The 16229-nt window shown below is 65.4% G+C and carries 9 protein-coding genes and 1 pseudogene; 1 reads left to right on the top strand and 9 read right to left on the bottom strand.

The annotated features are described in order from the left end of the window. Positions 1-4 precede the first annotated feature (4 nt). The 5 genes and pseudogenes from ACTHQV_RS00710 to ACTHQV_RS00690 all read right to left on the bottom strand — a co-directional run bounded on the left by ACTHQV_RS00710 (position 5) and on the right by ACTHQV_RS00690 (position 9039). A complete protein-coding gene (locus tag ACTHQV_RS00710) occupies positions 5-2743 on the bottom strand; it encodes a TonB-dependent receptor (protein ID WP_440487872.1) in 2739 nt (912 codons plus the stop codon). Between the two features lie 237 nt (positions 2744-2980). Further along, positions 2981-4027: pseudogene (locus tag ACTHQV_RS00705) on the bottom strand (glycoside hydrolase family 43 protein); the annotation flags it as partial. Between the two features lie 14 nt (positions 4028-4041). Further along, a complete protein-coding gene (locus tag ACTHQV_RS00700) occupies positions 4042-5049 on the bottom strand; it encodes an arabinan endo-1,5-alpha-L-arabinosidase (RefSeq protein WP_440487871.1) in 1008 nt (335 codons plus the stop codon). Position 5050: 1 nt separating this feature from the next. After that, on the bottom strand, positions 5051-6139 hold the full coding sequence (locus tag ACTHQV_RS00695) for an arabinan endo-1,5-alpha-L-arabinosidase (RefSeq protein WP_440487870.1): 1089 nt from the start codon (positions 6137-6139) through the stop codon (positions 5051-5053). Positions 6140-6186: 47 nt separating this feature from the next. Then, positions 6187-9039, bottom strand: coding sequence for a TonB-dependent receptor (locus ACTHQV_RS00690; protein ID WP_440487869.1), 2853 nt, complete (start codon positions 9037-9039; stop codon positions 6187-6189). Between the two features lie 394 nt (positions 9040-9433). Here ACTHQV_RS00690 and ACTHQV_RS00685 point away from each other — a divergent pair, with 394 nt between their 5' ends. Further along, a complete protein-coding gene (locus tag ACTHQV_RS00685; protein WP_440487868.1) occupies positions 9434-11776 on the top strand; it encodes a beta-L-arabinofuranosidase domain-containing protein in 2343 nt (780 codons plus the stop codon). On the opposite strand, the gene copD is transcribed toward ACTHQV_RS00685, so the two are convergent. The 4 genes from copD to ACTHQV_RS00665 form a co-directional block, all read right to left on the bottom strand. Further along, positions 11773-12621: a copper homeostasis membrane protein CopD gene (copD, locus tag ACTHQV_RS00680; RefSeq protein WP_440487866.1), complete on the bottom strand. Its 849-nt coding sequence runs from the start codon at positions 12619-12621 to the stop codon at positions 11773-11775. The two genes, ACTHQV_RS00685 and copD, sit on opposite strands and share 4 nt — an antisense overlap. 2 nt (positions 12622-12623) lie before the next feature. Next, complete coding sequence (copC, locus tag ACTHQV_RS00675) at positions 12624-12989, bottom strand: copper homeostasis periplasmic binding protein CopC (protein ID WP_440487865.1); 366 nt, start codon at positions 12987-12989, stop codon at positions 12624-12626. 78 nt (positions 12990-13067) lie between these two features. Then, positions 13068-13814 carry a DUF4198 domain-containing protein gene (locus ACTHQV_RS00670; RefSeq protein WP_440487864.1) on the bottom strand — a complete coding sequence of 249 codons (747 nt, stop codon included), beginning with the start codon at positions 13812-13814 and terminating at the stop codon, positions 13068-13070. A gap of 40 nt (positions 13815-13854) precedes the next feature. Next, positions 13855-16047 (bottom strand): TonB-dependent siderophore receptor, encoded by a 2193-nt coding sequence (locus ACTHQV_RS00665; protein ID WP_440487863.1) that lies wholly within the window; start codon positions 16045-16047, stop codon positions 13855-13857. Positions 16048-16229: the final 182 nt, after the last annotated feature.

Below are 16229 nucleotides of genomic sequence, written 5' to 3'. Positions count from 1 at the left end.
ATCGTCAGAACCGCGACCGCAGCGTGATGCCGTAGGTGCGCGGTTCGGCGAGGTAGGAAGAGATTACCGCATTGCCGACGCCAAAGGCGGGTGCGCCGAAGCGCGTCACCTGCGACACGCTGCCCGCCCCCTGGAACGGGGCGGCAAAAGCGACCTGCTGATAATCGGTGTCGAGGATATTCTGTCCCCAGAACTCGATCGCCCAGCGCTGTTCGGGTCCGCGCAGGCCTATGCGGGCGTTCATCAGGAAAAAGCCGTCAAGCCGCTTTTCGGCGAACAGGTCCGATCCGGTGTTATAGTCGCTGGTCAGGCGGCTATCGACATAGAAGAGCGCGCTCAGGTTGCGGCCGACGGGCGGGGTCCACACCGCCGAGTTGGTGACGGTATGGCGCGGCGCGTTCGACATCTGGTTGCCGGGCAGCAGGAACAGTGCGGCGTTCAGCGGCTCCCCCGCCTCGCTGCCGACCAGATTATCGCGATACTGGGTGTGGGCATAGGTGTAACCGATGTTGAACGCGACATCGCGCGCCGGATAGGCGCCGGCTTCGAATTCGAACCCCTGCGTCACCACGCCCGCGCCGACCTTGCCCGAACACTGGCCGGTCGCCGAGTTGTTGTCGCGATCGGCACCGGCCAGCGACTGGTCGCACGAACTGATGTTCTGGACGATGAAGTTAGTGCCGTTGAACGTGTTCAGCTGGAAATTGCGGAAAGCGGAGCGGAACGCGGCGAGGTTCGCGGTGAACTTTGCCGAGCTATATTTGACGCCGATTTCCAGCGCCTGCACCGTTTCCGGATCGAAGCGCAGGTTGCGCGCCGACGCCGCGGTCGGGGTCGTGAACACCGTCGCCGACAGGTCGGACCGGTCGAGGTTGTAGCCGCCCGCCTTGTACCCGCGCGCGTAGGACGCATAGAGTAGCGTGCTCGGCACCGGCTTCCACGACATCACGGTCGTGCCGGTCACCTGTCCTTCGCGCAGCTTGTCGCGGATCGGCACGCCGGTCAGTGCGGACGTGGAATTGCCGGTGCAGGTCAGCGTCACGATGCCGGCGGCCAGCGACCTGAGCGTCGCGTTGCTGCTGCCGAGCAGTGGCGCCATCGCCGCCTGCTGCGTCGGGCAGACGGTGTTGTTGTTGACGAAGCTGGCGTTCAGCGACTTTTGTTCATTGGTATAGCGAAGCCCGCCGGTCAGGCTGAGCGTATCGGTCACCTTCAGGATATTGTGCGTGAAGAACGCATAGTTGCTGCTGGTCTGGTCATAGACGTCACGCACGCTACCAAGGTCGTTGAGCGTGCTCAGCCGGTCGATCGCACCGATGATCTGCGGGCCGACCGCCGGGGTCAGTGCGGCGCGGCCGGCGGTGCTCAGGCACCCGCTCGCCGCCGGATTGCGCAATGCCGCAAGCGGGTTGATCGTCGCGACCACCCGACAGGCCGCGAACGCGCCATATTGGGTGCCGAAGCGGATATTATCGACCACCGCCAGATTTTCGTGTGCGTAATAGCCGCCGACCATCCAGTCGAGGCGGTTGTTGAAGAGGCCGCCGCTCAACCGCGTTTCCTGCGTAAAGGTGTGGAATTCGCGGTACGCGTTCCCGTCGTCGGGGCGATAGGCGATGTCGACATTGCCGTAATCGACATCGGCCGCCCCGCCCGCCTTGTATTCGCGATACGCGCTGATCGAAATGAGCTGGAGGTTGGAGAAGGTCCAGCCGATACGCGCCGACGCGCCGTAATCAGTGGTGATGTTGCCGTACGCCCGACCGCGGGTGTTGGCGATGCGGCGGTTATAGGGATCGCCGTCGCTCGGCAGCACCCCGCCCAGGCTTTGCAGGATCGACACGATCCGGTTCTGCGGCGACAAGGCATAGTCGCCCGCGACGCCCGGGGTCGGATCAACCTTTTCCTGCGTGTTGATATAGACCGCGCCGCAGCATTTTTCGTCGCGATGGGTATAGTCGCCGATCAGCCGGATCGAGAAATTGTCGACCGGTTTGAAGAATAGCTGCCCGCGCACGAAATAGCGATTGCGGTCGTTGTAATCGGTATTGTTGACGACGTCGCGGTAAAAGCCGTCGCGCTTGCCGACCACGCCGTCGACACGGAACGCCAGCTTGTCGGCAACGATCGGACCGGTCAGCGCGCCCGCCAGGCGCACCGCATTGAAATTGCCGTAGCTCGCCTCGCCATAGCCGCCAAAGGTGAACGAGGGATATTTGGTGTAGATGCTGATCGCGCCGGCCGACGAATTGCGACCCGACAGCGTGCCCTGCGGCCCGCGCAGCACCTCGATCCGCTCGACCTCGCCCAGATCGTTCAGGCCCGATCCGGTGCGGCTGCGATAGACGCCGTCGATGAACACCGCGACCGAGCTTTCGAGGCCGGGATTGTCGCCGACGGTGCCGATGCCGCGCAGGCGCGCCGCCGCATTGGCTTCGGACCCGGTCGAGGACACGATCAGCGAGGGCGACAGTTGCGCCATCTGGCGAATATCGGTCGCGCCAGAATTCTGGAGCGCGGCGGTGCTATAGGCGCTGACCGCGATCGGCACGTTCGACAGGCGCTGCGAACGGCGAGTCGCGGTGACGACGATGTCGGAGGTGTTGGCCGACTCTTCCTCGCCCGGTTTCGCATCGGGTTTCTGGCCGTTGGTGGTCACGACTCCGCGCAATCCCTGCGCTGCCGCCGGTCCCGCCACCACCACAGCAGCAGTCGCCGCCAGCAAAACTCCCAACTTACGCATCAACGCTCCCCCGCCTGGCAACCTTGGCCGCAGGGGGATCAATAGATCGGGAGCGGATACCAGATAGTTAACGCGGCAGACGCCAAATGGCTGTTCCTGCAACGATACCTGCCGGGAACGAGCAGATGGTGTATCGGCAGGGCGCTGTTCTGGATCGATTCTTCGTCCATGCAAAACCGCCCGGCAATGCGGGGTTGCCGGGCGGTTGGTCGTTCAATGCCGGGGCGTTCAGACCCGCAGCGGACCATTGGCGGCGGGCGGTTCGAACTGCGGCACGCCGTCCGCATTGTAGCGGACCGGTTGAACGCGGGTGTGCCGATTGGGATCGAACAGCGGATCGCCGGTGATCTTTTCATAATCGCGCGCATGGAAGACCAGCATGTCGCGGCCGCGTTCGTCGACGGTGAAGCTGTTATGGCCGGGGCCGAAGATTTTGCGCGCAGGATCGGTCTTCATCACCGGCTGCGGCGACTTGGTCCATGCCGCCGGGTCCATGATGTCGGCATCGTCGCGTGCGGTCAGCATGCCCAGGCAATAGCGCGCATCGGTGGCGCTCGCCGAATAGGTCATGAACAGCCGCCCGTTGCGCGCGAGCAGCGCCGGCGCCTCGGCGACCTTGTAGCCGCGAATCTCCCAAGGCAGCGTCGGCACGGTCAGCCGCGCGGGCTTGGCGGCCAGCGTCAGCGGCGTGGCCAGCGGGGCGAGGTACAGGTTCGAATTGGTCTCGATTCCCGGCTCCCGCTGCGCCCATGCCAAATAGCGGGTGCCGCGATGGACGAAGCTGGTCGAATCGAGGTTGAAGCTGTCCCATGGCGTTTCGAGCTGACCCAGCACCGTCCAGTTGCCGATCATCGGATCGGGACCGTCGCACACCACGGCGTAGGTGCGGATGCGGAACACGTCCTCGCCGCCGCCGCTGGGGCCGGCGGCGAAATACATGATCCACTTGCCGTCGATCTGGTGCAGCTCGGGCGCCCACAGGAAGCCGGATCGCGGCCCCGACGCCTCGTGCCGCCACAGGACCTTTTCTTGCGCGTTCGTCAGCCCGCCGATCGTCTTCGACCGACGCAGCACCAGCCGGTCATATTCGGGCACCGACCCGGTCAGATAATACCAGCCATCGGTGTGGCGAAACACCTGCGCATCGGCGCGGTTCTTGACCAGCGGGTTGACGATGCCGGTCGTGCCCCCACGGCGCCGCTGCGCCCAGCCGGGCACCGTGCTGGCGGCCCCGGCGGCGGCGGCCCCACCTAGGAACAAGCGGCGGGACAGGGCGTCGGTCATCGGCATTCTCTCCTTCATTGTGCGCTCGGCCAGCCATCGCTGCCCCATGTCAGGGTCGCGATCCGCAGGGTCGGCGCACCGGCATTTTCCTTGTCGTAGGCGTGATAGACGATGCGGTCGATCCCGTCGTCCCCCCGGTAATGGCCGGCGTGGCCGGGTCCGCGATACCGGCCCTTTTCCTCCAGATCGGCGCGCAGCAGCACGGTGCCGCCGCCGGACAGCATCGAACTGCCATCCTTCCCCAGATAGGGGCCGGTGATCGTCTTCGACCGGCCGATCACGGTGTAATAGGTGCTGTTCACGCCCTTGCAGCAATAGTCGTAGCTGGCGATCAGCCAGTAATATCCGCCGCGTTCGAAGATAAAGGGCGCTTCGATGATCGAGGGCGCGCCGGCCGGGACCGGACGGCTGGCGAGCGCCATTGGCTTGGCGTCGGGGTTCAGCGGCTTCCCGGTCTGCGGGTTCAGCTCGACCAGCTTCAATCCGCTCCAGAAGCTGCCGAAGGACAGCCAGTGGCGGCCGCCCCTGTCGACGATGAATGACGGGTCGATCGCATTGTACGCATCGCTCGGCACCGATCCCAGCACCATGCCTTCGTCGCGCCAGCCATAGCCGGGCACTGTCGGGTCGAGCGTCGCATTGGTAGCGAGGCCGATCGCCGACCGGTTCGATCCGAAGGTCGAGACCGAATAATAGAGGCGATAGCGACCGTTCACGAACGAAATGTCGGGCGCCCACAGATTGCGCGCACCCGGGATCGCCTGCACCGCCCAGTCGGGCAACTTGGCGAAGGGCGGCGTGCCCGCCTGCCAATGGACCAGATCGTTGGAGGTGCGCTCGGCGATCAGCCCCTGCCCGTCGCGACCGATGCCGGTCGAAAAAACGTGCCATGTCGCGCCTTGCCGGATCAGTACCGGATCATGGACCGGACGGATATCGCCTTCGGGGGCGGCGGTCTGTGCGACCCCCGCCCCGGCGAGCAACAGCGCGGCAATCGACAGCAGCGGGCGCGCGATCCCCATGCTACTGCGCCACCGGCCAGCCATCGGCATCCCAGGTCAGCCGCTGGATCTGGAGCGTGGGTGCGCCGTTCCGTTCGCGGTCATAGGCGTGATAGACGATGTGATCGCCGCTCGCCTCCTGCAACACCGCGACATGGCCGCGCCCGACATAGCGCGCGTCGGTCCCCTGCCCCGATGCCAGCACCAGCGATCCGCCGCCGTCGAGCATCGATTTGCCGGTCTTGTCGAGATACGGCCCCGTCGGGGTCCGCGAGCGGCCGACGACGGTGTTGTAGGTGCTGTTGGCCCCCTGGCAGCAATTGTCGAACGACACGAACAGATAGTAGAAATCGCCGTGGCGAACGACGAACGGCGCCTCGACCGCACCGGGGAAGGCGCGGGTGGCGAGCGGGTAGATGGTCTGGTCGCTGGCGAGGCGCAGGCCGGTGGCGGGGTCGAGCCGCACCATCTTGATCCCAGTCCAGAAGCTGCCGAACGCCATCCATTCGCGACCATCGGCGTCGGTGAAGACGGCCGGGTCGATCGCGTTGAAATTGTCGCTGGTGTTCGACTGGATCACCGCGCCCTTGTCGACCCATCCGGTCGCCGGCGCATTGACGTTCAGCGCGTTGTTGACGGTCAGGCCGATCGCTGATCGATTGCTGCCGAAAGTCGAGACCGAATAATAGAGGCGATATTCACCACCGCGCTTGACGATATCGGGTGCCCAGATGCCCGACGTGCCGGGCACCGCCGTCGCGGTCCATACCGGCAGCGCGGTATAAGCAGGTCCGCGCCACGTCCACGCCTTCAGATCGGTCGAGGTGCGCGTCGCCAGCAATCCTTCGCGATCGGTCACCGATCCGGTCGCGAACAGGAAATAGGTGTTGCCGTCCTTGATGATCGCCGGGTCATGCACCGGCATGGTGTCACCGGTCAGCGCCAGCATGCCCGACGTCGGGGTCGGAGTCGGCGTGGGGGTTGGCGTGGGCGTCGGGGTCGGCGCAGGGGCGGCGGGGGCCGAGATATTGCCGCTGGCATCGGTGCCCGAAATGCCGTTGCAACCGGCGAGCAGGACGAGGGCGGCGAGCGGAAGCGTGGACCGGATCATAAAAGGTCACTCCGTCAGATTGGGTTGGGTCGGGCGAGCGGCGCGCGTCAGTCGAACGAGTAACGCAGCCCGACCGCGAAGGTCCGCGACAGCAGCGTGGTGCCGAGGTTGAACTGGTCGGCATTGCCGGCATCCTCGAACCGGTAATAATTCTGCTGCGTCTGGCTGGTCAGGTTGACCGCATCGAGCGTCAGCCCCAGCCGGTCGGTGACCGCATAGGTCAGCTGGAAATCGAGGCTGCTTTCGGGACGCCGCCACACCCCGATCGGGTTGGCGAACAGCCGCGCCTCGTTGCCCGACAGGAACGCCTTGCGCCAGACATAGGACAGGCGCGCGCCAAGGCCACCCTTCTCATAGGCCAGCGTCGCATTGTACGACAAATCCGACACGCCGAAGAAGGCCGACTGCGTTTCACCGGTCACATTGCCGGCACTGTCGGTCAGCGGAATGTTCTGGTTCGAATCAAGCAGCGTCAAACTGCCCTGGAAACCGAACCCGTCGAGCAGCGAGGGTAGATAGGTCGGGAAATAGGTCAGCCCCAGCTCGATCCCCTTCAACACGCCGTTCGAGGCATTTTCGGGACGAGTGACGGCGAAGACATTGGTGTTCAGGCCGGTATTGGGAATGGTCAGCACCGACGTCAGCGGCACGACCAGTCCGTCGATCTCACGCCGGAACAGCGTGCCATATATCGCGCTGTTGCGTTCGAAATACCATTCGGCCGACAGGTCGTAATTCTTGGCGACGGTCGGGCGCAAATTGGGATTGCCCGACGTGCCGCTGCCACGCCCGATATTGGTCAGGTCGCCGACCAGATTGGGATTGGGGTTGAGATCGCCGAACGCCGGACGCCGCAACGTCTCGCCATAGTTGAAGCGAATGCGGAAATTGTCGGTCAACTCGTAGCGCAGCGTGGCGCTGGGCAGGAACCGCGCGGTGCCGTTCGATGCGCGGGTGACATTGCCGTTATAGCGGTCGGTGAACACGAAATTGGTGTCGACATCGGTATAGCGGACGCCGGCCTGGACATGGAACGGCCGCCCGAACAGGTCGAACTGCCCATCGGCCAGCGCGTAAGCGCTCATCGTGATTTCGTTAATGTCGAACACGTCGGTCAGGCGAAGCTGGTCCGACAGCAGGAAGTTGGGCGCGACACTGCTCTTGTACAGCTGGCGGATCGCGTCGACATTCTCGTAGATATAGGTGCCGTTCGGGACCAGCCACGATGTCGGCACGCTGGCGCGCCCGTCGAAAAAGTCCTTGTTGACCAGTTGCAGACCGGGATCGAGTTCGGAGAATTTCCGCCCCAGCGCCCGCGCATCCTGCGACCGCACCGAATCCACCGCGTTGCGATCGTCGATGCGGATGCCAGCCTTCACTCGGCGCAGGAAGCCGTCGTCCCACTTATTCTCGCCATCGAGGTGCAGGGTTTTGGCGTCGCCTTTCGAGCGATTGGCGTTGTCGTAGAACTCGCCGACATCCCATTGGGTCGGATCGACCAGCAAGTCGTTGTTATCGAAGTTATACGCCGGAATGCCGTTGCGGGTGTTGAAATCGACGTCGATCCGCCGCGCGACGCGATTGAGCCGCATCGCGAGGAATTGCGTGTCGAACCGGCTGTTCTGGTACGACAGGTCGGCGGTGATCCGGCCGGTCTCGCCCACCTTCCAATCGGCGTTGAAGGCGTAGACGAAGCTGTCGGTCTTCGACCGGGTATAGTCGCCGCTGTTGAAGCCGAACACATCACCGACCGAGCGCGCCTTGATGATGTTGGTGTCGGGATAGAGCTCGATGGTCGAGGCCGGATTGGCGCCGAGCGATCCCCACCAGTCGACGAAGCTGAAGAACAGGCTGTTCTGCGTCGTCGCGCGGAACTGGTTCCAGAAGAATTCGGCGGTGTAAGTGGAGCTGCTGTTCGGCGACCATTGCACCGCCGCGTTCACCGCCGGACGATCGCGCGTGCCCGCCACATCGGGGCTGAACACCGCGTCGCGCGAGAGATAATAGGGCACCTGCCGCCCGCCGAGCAGGAAGGTCGATCCGGCGGCGGTCGGCAGGCCGCGCTCGGTGCCCGGCTGCCACGCACCGGTTTCGGGGAAAACGCGCTGCAGCGGCGTGAAGCCCGGCGGCGGATTTTCGGTGACGAACGGCACCATCGCGCCCGCCGTCACGCTCATGTCGCGATATTTGGTGCGGGCATAGCTGCCGCTGACCAGCACGCCGATATCGCCGATGCCGGTTTCCCAGCGATTGCTGATGAGGCCCGACAGGTTGGGGTTAAAGCTGTCCGCCTGTTCGTTGTAGATGCCGCGCGCGACGCCCGACAAAGCGAAGCCGTTGAAGTCGAACGGCCGCCTGGTGAACACATCGATCTGTCCGGCGATGCCGGTTTCGATCTGGTCGGCGGCGCGCGTCTTGTACACGTCGATCCGCTTGACGAGGTTGGCGGGAATGTCCGCCAGCGCGAACGCCTGTCCCGACGCGGTGAAGATGTTGCGGCCGTTCATCGTGGTCAGCGCATCGGGCAGACCGCGGATCGAGATCGCCGCCGCCTCGCCACCGGCGCGGTTGGTGACCTGAATGCCGCTGACGCGCTGCAACGCTTCTATCGCGTTATTGTCGGGCAGTTTGCCGACGTCCTCGGCCACGATCGAGTCGACGACCTGCGTCGCGTTGCGCTTCACGTTGAGCGCGCCGACGATCGAGGCACGGACGCCGGTGACGACGATCTCGTCGCCCTCATCCGCCGTGGCATCGCGCGAAACGGTGCCGTCGCCGGCCTGTTCGGGGCTATCGGCGGGCACGCCGGGGGTCGGCTCCACGGCCTGCGCAAAAGCGGGCGCACCCAGGAACAAAGCGATTGCGGATGCCGACGCCAGCATCCCGGCCCTGACGACCATGAGACCCTCCCCGATCCGGCCCTTGATTGAGCCTATCTATACTCGGACAATTATCGTCAAGATCACGGAATGCAATGGGGGAGCAGCGAAAAATCTCGGAGCTGTTGCAATTCGGTTGCAGTCGATATGCCAACCCCTCGTGACCAGTTTTCGACCGCTTTTCGGACTATTCTACCGGTCGCGTTCGCACGGACTGTACGACGCTATGCACAGCCGTCCGGTTACAATGATAGCGATACCATTGGCAGGATTACGCCATCCCCGGTTGACGCATCTTGAAAAGTCAGACAATTTGTCCATGATTTAGGTAGCGATACCAAAACGTCAGTCAGGACCGCCGATGTCGAACCCCGTTACGCCCCCGCCCCCGTGCTGCAACGGACAGGATCGGACGATGTCGGTTGGTCGACGGAGCCTGTTGATCGGCGCCAGCCTGTTGCCGTTCGGCGTATCGGCGTTGGCCGCGACTCCGGCCGTGCGTCGCGTCGAACCGGTGCCGGCCCGATTTATAACGTTGCAACCCTCCCCCTTCGCCGACGCCTTTGCCGCCAATCGCCGCTATCTTCTCGAACTCGATCCCGAACGGCTGCTGCACAATTTCTACGTCTCGGCCGGCCTGCCCGCGCCCAAGCCGGTCTATGGCGGCTGGGAGGCGCAGGGGATCGCCGGCCACAGCCTTGGCCACTGGCTGTCGGCGTGCGCGCTGACCATCGCCAATAGCGGCGACGCGGCGATCGCCGCGCGGCTCGACCATGCGCTTAGCGAAATGGCGCGGATCCAAGTCGCACATGGCGACGGCTATGTCGGTGGCACCACCGTCGAGCGCGGCGGCAAGACCGTCGATGGCAAGATCGTGTTCGAGGAACTGCGCCGCGGCGACATCCGCAGCAACGGGTTCGACCTGAACGGCGGCTGGGTGCCGCTCTATACATGGCACAAGGTGCATGCCGGGCTGATCGACGCGCATGTACTGGCCGGCAACAAGCGGGCGATGCCGGTGCTGCTCGGCATGGCCGGCTATCTGGCGGACGTGCTCGAACCGCTGTCCGACGACCAGATGCAGCGCATCCTGGCGGCCGAACATGGCGGGCTGAACGAAAGCTATGCCGATACCTATGCGCTGACCGGCGATTCCCGCTGGCTGCGCATGGCGGAGAAGATTCGGCACAAGGCGGTGCTCGACCCGCTGACCGCGCAGCAGGACAGGCTCGCCGGACTGCACGCCAATACCCAGATTCCGAAGGTGATCGGCCTTGCGCGCCTGCACGAACTGACCGGCGCGCCGGCACATGCGACCGCAGCGCGCTTCTTTCACCAGCGAGTGACCGGCCATCACAGCTATGTGATCGGCGGCAATTCGGAGCGTGAGCATTTCGGCCAGCCCGACCAACTGTCGAGGCGGCTGGGCGAGGCGACGTGCGAGGCGTGCAACAGCTACAATATGCTGAAGCTCACCCGCCATCTGTATGGCTGGCAGCCCGAGGCGCGCTGGTTCGATTATTACGAGCGGGTGCAGATCAACCACATGCTCGCGCATCAACGGCCGCGTGACGGACGGTTCGTCTATTTCATGCCGCTGGCGGCGGGTGCGCGGCGGACCTATTCCAGCCCCGACGACAGTTTCTGGTGCTGTGTCGGGTCGGGCATGGAAAGCCACGCCAAGCACGCCGATTCAATCTGGTGGCAAGACGCCGACACGCTGTACCTGAACCTGTTCGTGCCCTCTGCGCTCGACTGGCGCGAGCGCGGGCTGGCGGTCGATCTGGATACGGCAATGCCGTTGCAGGGGGCGGCGACGCTGACCGTGCGCCGCGCACCACGCGGGCGGCAGGCGATTGCGATCCGCCTGCCCGGTTGGGCGAAGGACCCGGTGGTGGCGCTGAACGGGCAGGCGGTGACGCCGACGCTCCGGAACGGCTATGCGGTGCTCGACCGGCGGTGGCGTACGGGCGACAAGGTCGCACTGACGCTGCCGATGACGCTGGCCGCCGAAGCGACGCCCGACGATCCGACGATTATCGCCTTTACCTATGGCCCGCTGGTGCTCGCCGCCGACATGGGCAGCGAGGCGCAGCCGTTCGACGGCACCGGCCCGGCATTGGTCAGCGACGGCGCGATCACCGCCAGCCTGACGCCCGCCGGCGACAATCGCTTCGCCGCGACCGGTGCGCTGGGCGAGGCGCTGACCTTCCGCCCCTTCTATTCGCAATGGGATCGGCGGACGGCGGTGTATCTGCCGACCTTCACCACCGATCGCTGGGCGGCGGCGCGTGGCGATTACGTCAGGGCACAGGCGGAGGCGCGCGCGCTCGGCCGGCGGACGGTCGACACGTTGTATATGGGCGAGATGCAGCCCGAGCGCGACCACCGGGTGGCGCCGGGCGGCAGCGAGGTCGTCAACTGGGCCGGGCGATCGGCGCGGCGGATCAAGCCGGGACAGACGCTGTCGCTGACGCTGGCGCGGCGACCCGGACCGGCAGTGCTGCGGCTGCTGATCTGGGGCCGCGACGTCGATCGCACGGTCGACATCGCGATCGATGGCGCACCGTTGGCGACCGCGACGCACAAGGGGCCGGCGAGCGACCGGTTCGTGGCGCTCGACTATCCGATCCCGTCGGCCGGGGCGCAGGGACGGCCTGATGCCAAGGTCGATCTGACCGCGAAGACCGGCGATGCGGTGATCTACGAAGTGCGGATGCTGACCGCCGAGGATGCCGCGCCGGTGACGGCGGTTTAGGAGATTGCCGAGACCGGCGGTTCGAGCGTGCCGGCCCAGCCGATCAGCAGCACGATCAGCACGCCGGCAGCGAATTCGGTCGACAGGCTGATGCGTAGCACGCGCAGGTCGCCGTCGGCGGTCAGGCGGGGGGTCAGGACGAAGCGGTTGGCGGCGGCGAGCGCCAGCATCAGCGCGAAGAGCGCGAGCTTGGCGAGCAGCAGCTGCCCGTACAGGCTGTCGCCCAGCCGGGCGATGCCGTCGATGCCGACCATCATCCAGGCGTTGACGAGGCCGGTCAGCATGATCGCGGCGACGATCACGGTGCCGAACCCGGCGAAACCGGCCAGTGTATCGGCGGTCTCCGGCGCGCGGCGGAGTGCAAGGGTAACGAACACCGCCAGCGCGCCGAGCCATGCACCGGCCGCCAGCAGATGAACGATGTCGGGCACGAGGTGCAGCCACCCGGTCGCGCCGTCATGCATCGCGCCATGACCGTTCCATGCCAGCGTCGCGCCGGCCACCGCCGCCAGCAGCGTGACGAGCGCGAAGCGCGGCTGCGGTACGATCAGCGCGACCAGCATCGCCAGCAAGGCGGCGGTGCGGATCAGGAAGGCGGTACCGGGCGTCGTATCGCGCACCAGCATCACCAGCAGGTCGCGATCGAGCGCGGCGACCCCCGCCCCGGTCATTGCCGCCGCCAGCAGGACGAAGGCGACCGCCGACAGCAGTAGCGCGGCGATGGTGGCGGCGATCAGCACCCGGCGCGCGACCATCCGCTGCCGCGCGAACCATGCCAGCCCGAACGTCGCCGGCAACACCGCCAGCAACAGGCCGCGCACGACGATCAGCGGCCCGTCGCCCAAGGTCAGCCGACCGTGATCGTGTAGCTGCCGGTTACGCGGTGCGTGTCGGTCGACACGACGTGCCAGTCGACACGGTAGCTGCCGCGCGGCAGCGGCCGGGCGAGCGTCAGCATCAGCGAGTTGCCGTCATCGCCGACCTTGGCGGTTGCGGGGATGCGGTGCGGGCCCATGCCGGGCATCGGCAACATGGTGAGTTCCGCGCCCGAGAGCGGCGCGACCAGCTTTTCGGAAAAGGTCAGCGTCAGCGTCTTTGGCGCCACCGTGACCTTGGCATCGGCGGCGGGAGTCGCCGACACCAGCTTGGGATGGGCGAACGCCGGGCTGGCGAGCAGGGCGGCAACGGCGAAACCGGTCAGGACGTGACGCATCGTGGGAAGCTCCGAAAGGGGGACGGCGCACCGCCGTCGCCGATCTGTACGCAGGCGCGGCGATCGCCCCTCACCCGATCATTCGGGCGCGTGTGGCAAAGTGAAGGCGAGCGTGGCGGTGTGTTCGATCCGGTCGTATTTCTTCGGATCGTCGCTCGGCCCGGCATACACCGCGCGCAGCACGTTCAGCCCCTGGTTGCGGACCGGCAGGGTGACGCTGCCATCGGCGGCGGTTTCGACCTCCTTCGCGTCGGGATCGTTGACCATGTCGGCGATCACCCCCACGCCCGCCTGCGGCTTGCCGTTGAACAGTGCGATATATTTGAGCGGCGCGCCACGTTCTTCAGGCAGCGGACCGGCGGGGACCAGTTGCAGCATCTGATGCGGCAGGGCCGGGATGCGACCGGTCAGCGGACCTTCGATCGTGACCGCATATTTGACGGTCCGTTCGGACAGGGTCGCATCGGGCATCTCGTCGCGGCCCTTCTTCTCGAACTCGCCCGTGCCGCGCCGCGACCAGGTGCCATTCTGCAGCACCGCGCTGACCAGTACCGGCTTGGCGGGGGTATCGATCAGCACCACCGGCCCCGATACGCGCGCACTCGCGGCGATCGGGCGGAACTGCGCGTCGTAGGCGACGATATGTTCAACCTGCGGCAGGCGGCGGACCATGTCGAGATCGTCGGCGCCGATGCCGTAGACCAGCGCGATCTGTTTGGCGCGCTGTGCGAACCAGATGCCGTGGGCGAAGGACGGGGCGGCAAGCGCGGCGATCACCCCGGCGGCGATCCAGCGCGATGCGCGAAACAGGCGTTGGTCGGACATGACAACTCCTTGGTAATGAGAGGAAAATGTAGACAGCCGATCAGTAGGAGTAGCCGACCCGGACCATGAACTGGCGCGGGGCGCCCGGCAGCGTCCACAGTCGCGAATAGGAGCTGGGGAAATATTGTTCGTCGAACAGGTTCGTCACCTCGCCCGACACGCGCAGCCGCTCGTTCGGTTCGTACGACGCCATGACGCGGGTCAGCGTATAGGCGGGCAGATAGTAGAAATCGCCATTGGTGAAGCGGAAGCCGGTCTCGCCCAGCCGCTTGCCGACATAGTTGATGCCCGCGCCCAACGTCAGACGGCTGCTGCCGATATCGAAGTCCTTGAACAGCAGCGCGCTGCCGCTGTTCTTGGGAATGTTGATGAGCGGATCGCCCTCGCGCAGGCCGAAGCCAAAATTGGGGTCGAGCGCGTTGGCGGCAACCTCGGCATCGACATAGGCGTAGTTCAGCTGGACGCGGAACCCGGCAGGCAGGTTGCCCGACAGTTCGGCCTCGACGCCCTTCGAGCGCGCTTTGCCCACCGCCAGCGAGAAATTGGCGTTGACCGGGTCGGCGGTTAGCACGTTGCTCTTGGTCGTCTTGAAGACGGCGAGCGTGCCGGTCAGCCGATTGCGCAGCAGCGACATTTTCGCGCCCGCTTCGTAGGAGATGGTGCGTTCGGGTTCGAAGGCATTGTTGTTCGCGTCGGTGCCGTTGTTCGGGCGGAAGCCGCGGCCGTAATTCGCGTAGACCGAGAAATCGTCGCTTAGGAGATAGGTCGCGCCGACCGAGGGGCTGAACGCGGTCTTCGACTGCATGGTCCGGCGGCGGGAGATGCGGTCGTCGACGATCTGTTCGAACTCGTCATAGCGCCCGCCGAACCGGACCTTGAACGCATCGGTCACATCGACCTGATCCTGCAGATACCCGCCCCAGCTATATTGCCGTTCGCGATAGCTTTGGAACGCGCCCGCGACCGGCAGGCGGCCATAGACCGGATCGAAGATGTTGATGCGGTTGCCAAGCGCGAGGTTGCCGGCCAGTTGCGACGCGACGACCGGCGGGCGATAGCGGTTCTGGACGATGTCGAGTTCGTAATCGTCCCAGTCGGCGCCGATGATCATGTGATGGCCAACCGGGCCGGTGGCGAATTCGCCGCTCAGTTCGCCGCGGAAGGTCAGGTCGGTGGTCGAATAGTCGCGCACGCGGCGCTGGCGTGACAGCGTCGTGCCGTCGGTATAGATGCGCTGGCGACCGGCGGCCAATTCGGCCTCGGTCGAGCTGCCGCGGAAGAAGGTGTCGCGATAGCCGACGCCCAGGACCAGCGACCAGTCGGGGCTGAAGTCGTGCTGCAACTGCGCCTGATGCCCCATGGCGCGGACATGGACCGGGCCGTCGTCGGGTTCGCCGAAGAAACGCTCGCGCGGCACCAGCTTCAGATTGCCGGTTGGCGCGACGATGCCGCGGTCGAACGTCACCTTCTGATCAATGAATTCGAATTCGTAGCTGATCGAGCTGTCCTGCCCGAGTTTGGCGAGGATCGACGGGGTGACCGTCACCTTCTCGCTCGACACGAAGTCGCGGAAGCTGTCGGCGGATTCGGCGGCACCGGTCACGCGCACCGCGACCCGGTCCGACAGCGGCACGTTGAAATCGCCTTCGCTGCGGAAATTGTTGAAGCTGCCCACCGACAGGATCGCGCTGCCATGCAGGTCGAAGCCCGGCTTCTTGGTGATGATGTTGACGGTACAGCCCGGCTCACCACGGCCGAACAGCGATGAATTGGGGCCCTTGAGCACCTGAATCTGCTGCACGTTCGACGTGTCGCGACCGCCGCCGTACCCGCGTGCGGCGTTGAAACCGTTGACCAGATAGTTGCTGCCGCTGCTTTCGTCGCCGGTGAAGCCCCGGCAGGCGAACACGTCGAACAGGCCGCCGAAATTATTCTGCCGCGCAATGCCGGTCGCGAAGTCGAGCGCGTTGTCGAGCCGGGTGATCCCGGCATCCTTCAGCGTTTCCGCCGACAGCACCTGGATGCTCTGCGGCACCTCGATCGTCGGCACGTTGGCGACATATTGCTGGCGGACGCCCTCGACGACGATCTCGCCTTCGCCGGTCTGCCCCTCCCCTTCGGGTGCGGTCGCGGCGGCCGTGGCGGCGGCGGCGAGTTCCTGGGCCGATGCCATGGCCGGTGCCAGCAGCGCCAGATGGGCGGCACTGAAGAAAAGCAGATGTCGGTTGCGCATTTGAACCCCCAAGCGTGAAACGGCTATCGCGTCGTCCTCGACCTGGTGGCGTCCCGACCTTCGTCCCGGCTCCGAAGGACCGGCGGGTCGATGTGTCGCCACCTCTGCGGCACCGGCATCATGAGGGTGGGTCTCAAGCATTTTGTTGCGAAGCTATGACAGCTTTGGAACGAAATGCGGCT

The organism is Sphingomonas sp. SAFR-052 (genome assembly GCF_051965015.1).
Lineage (GTDB): Bacteria > Pseudomonadota > Alphaproteobacteria > Sphingomonadales > Sphingomonadaceae > Sphingomonas.
This window is presented reverse-complemented; position numbering and strand designations above follow the sequence as displayed.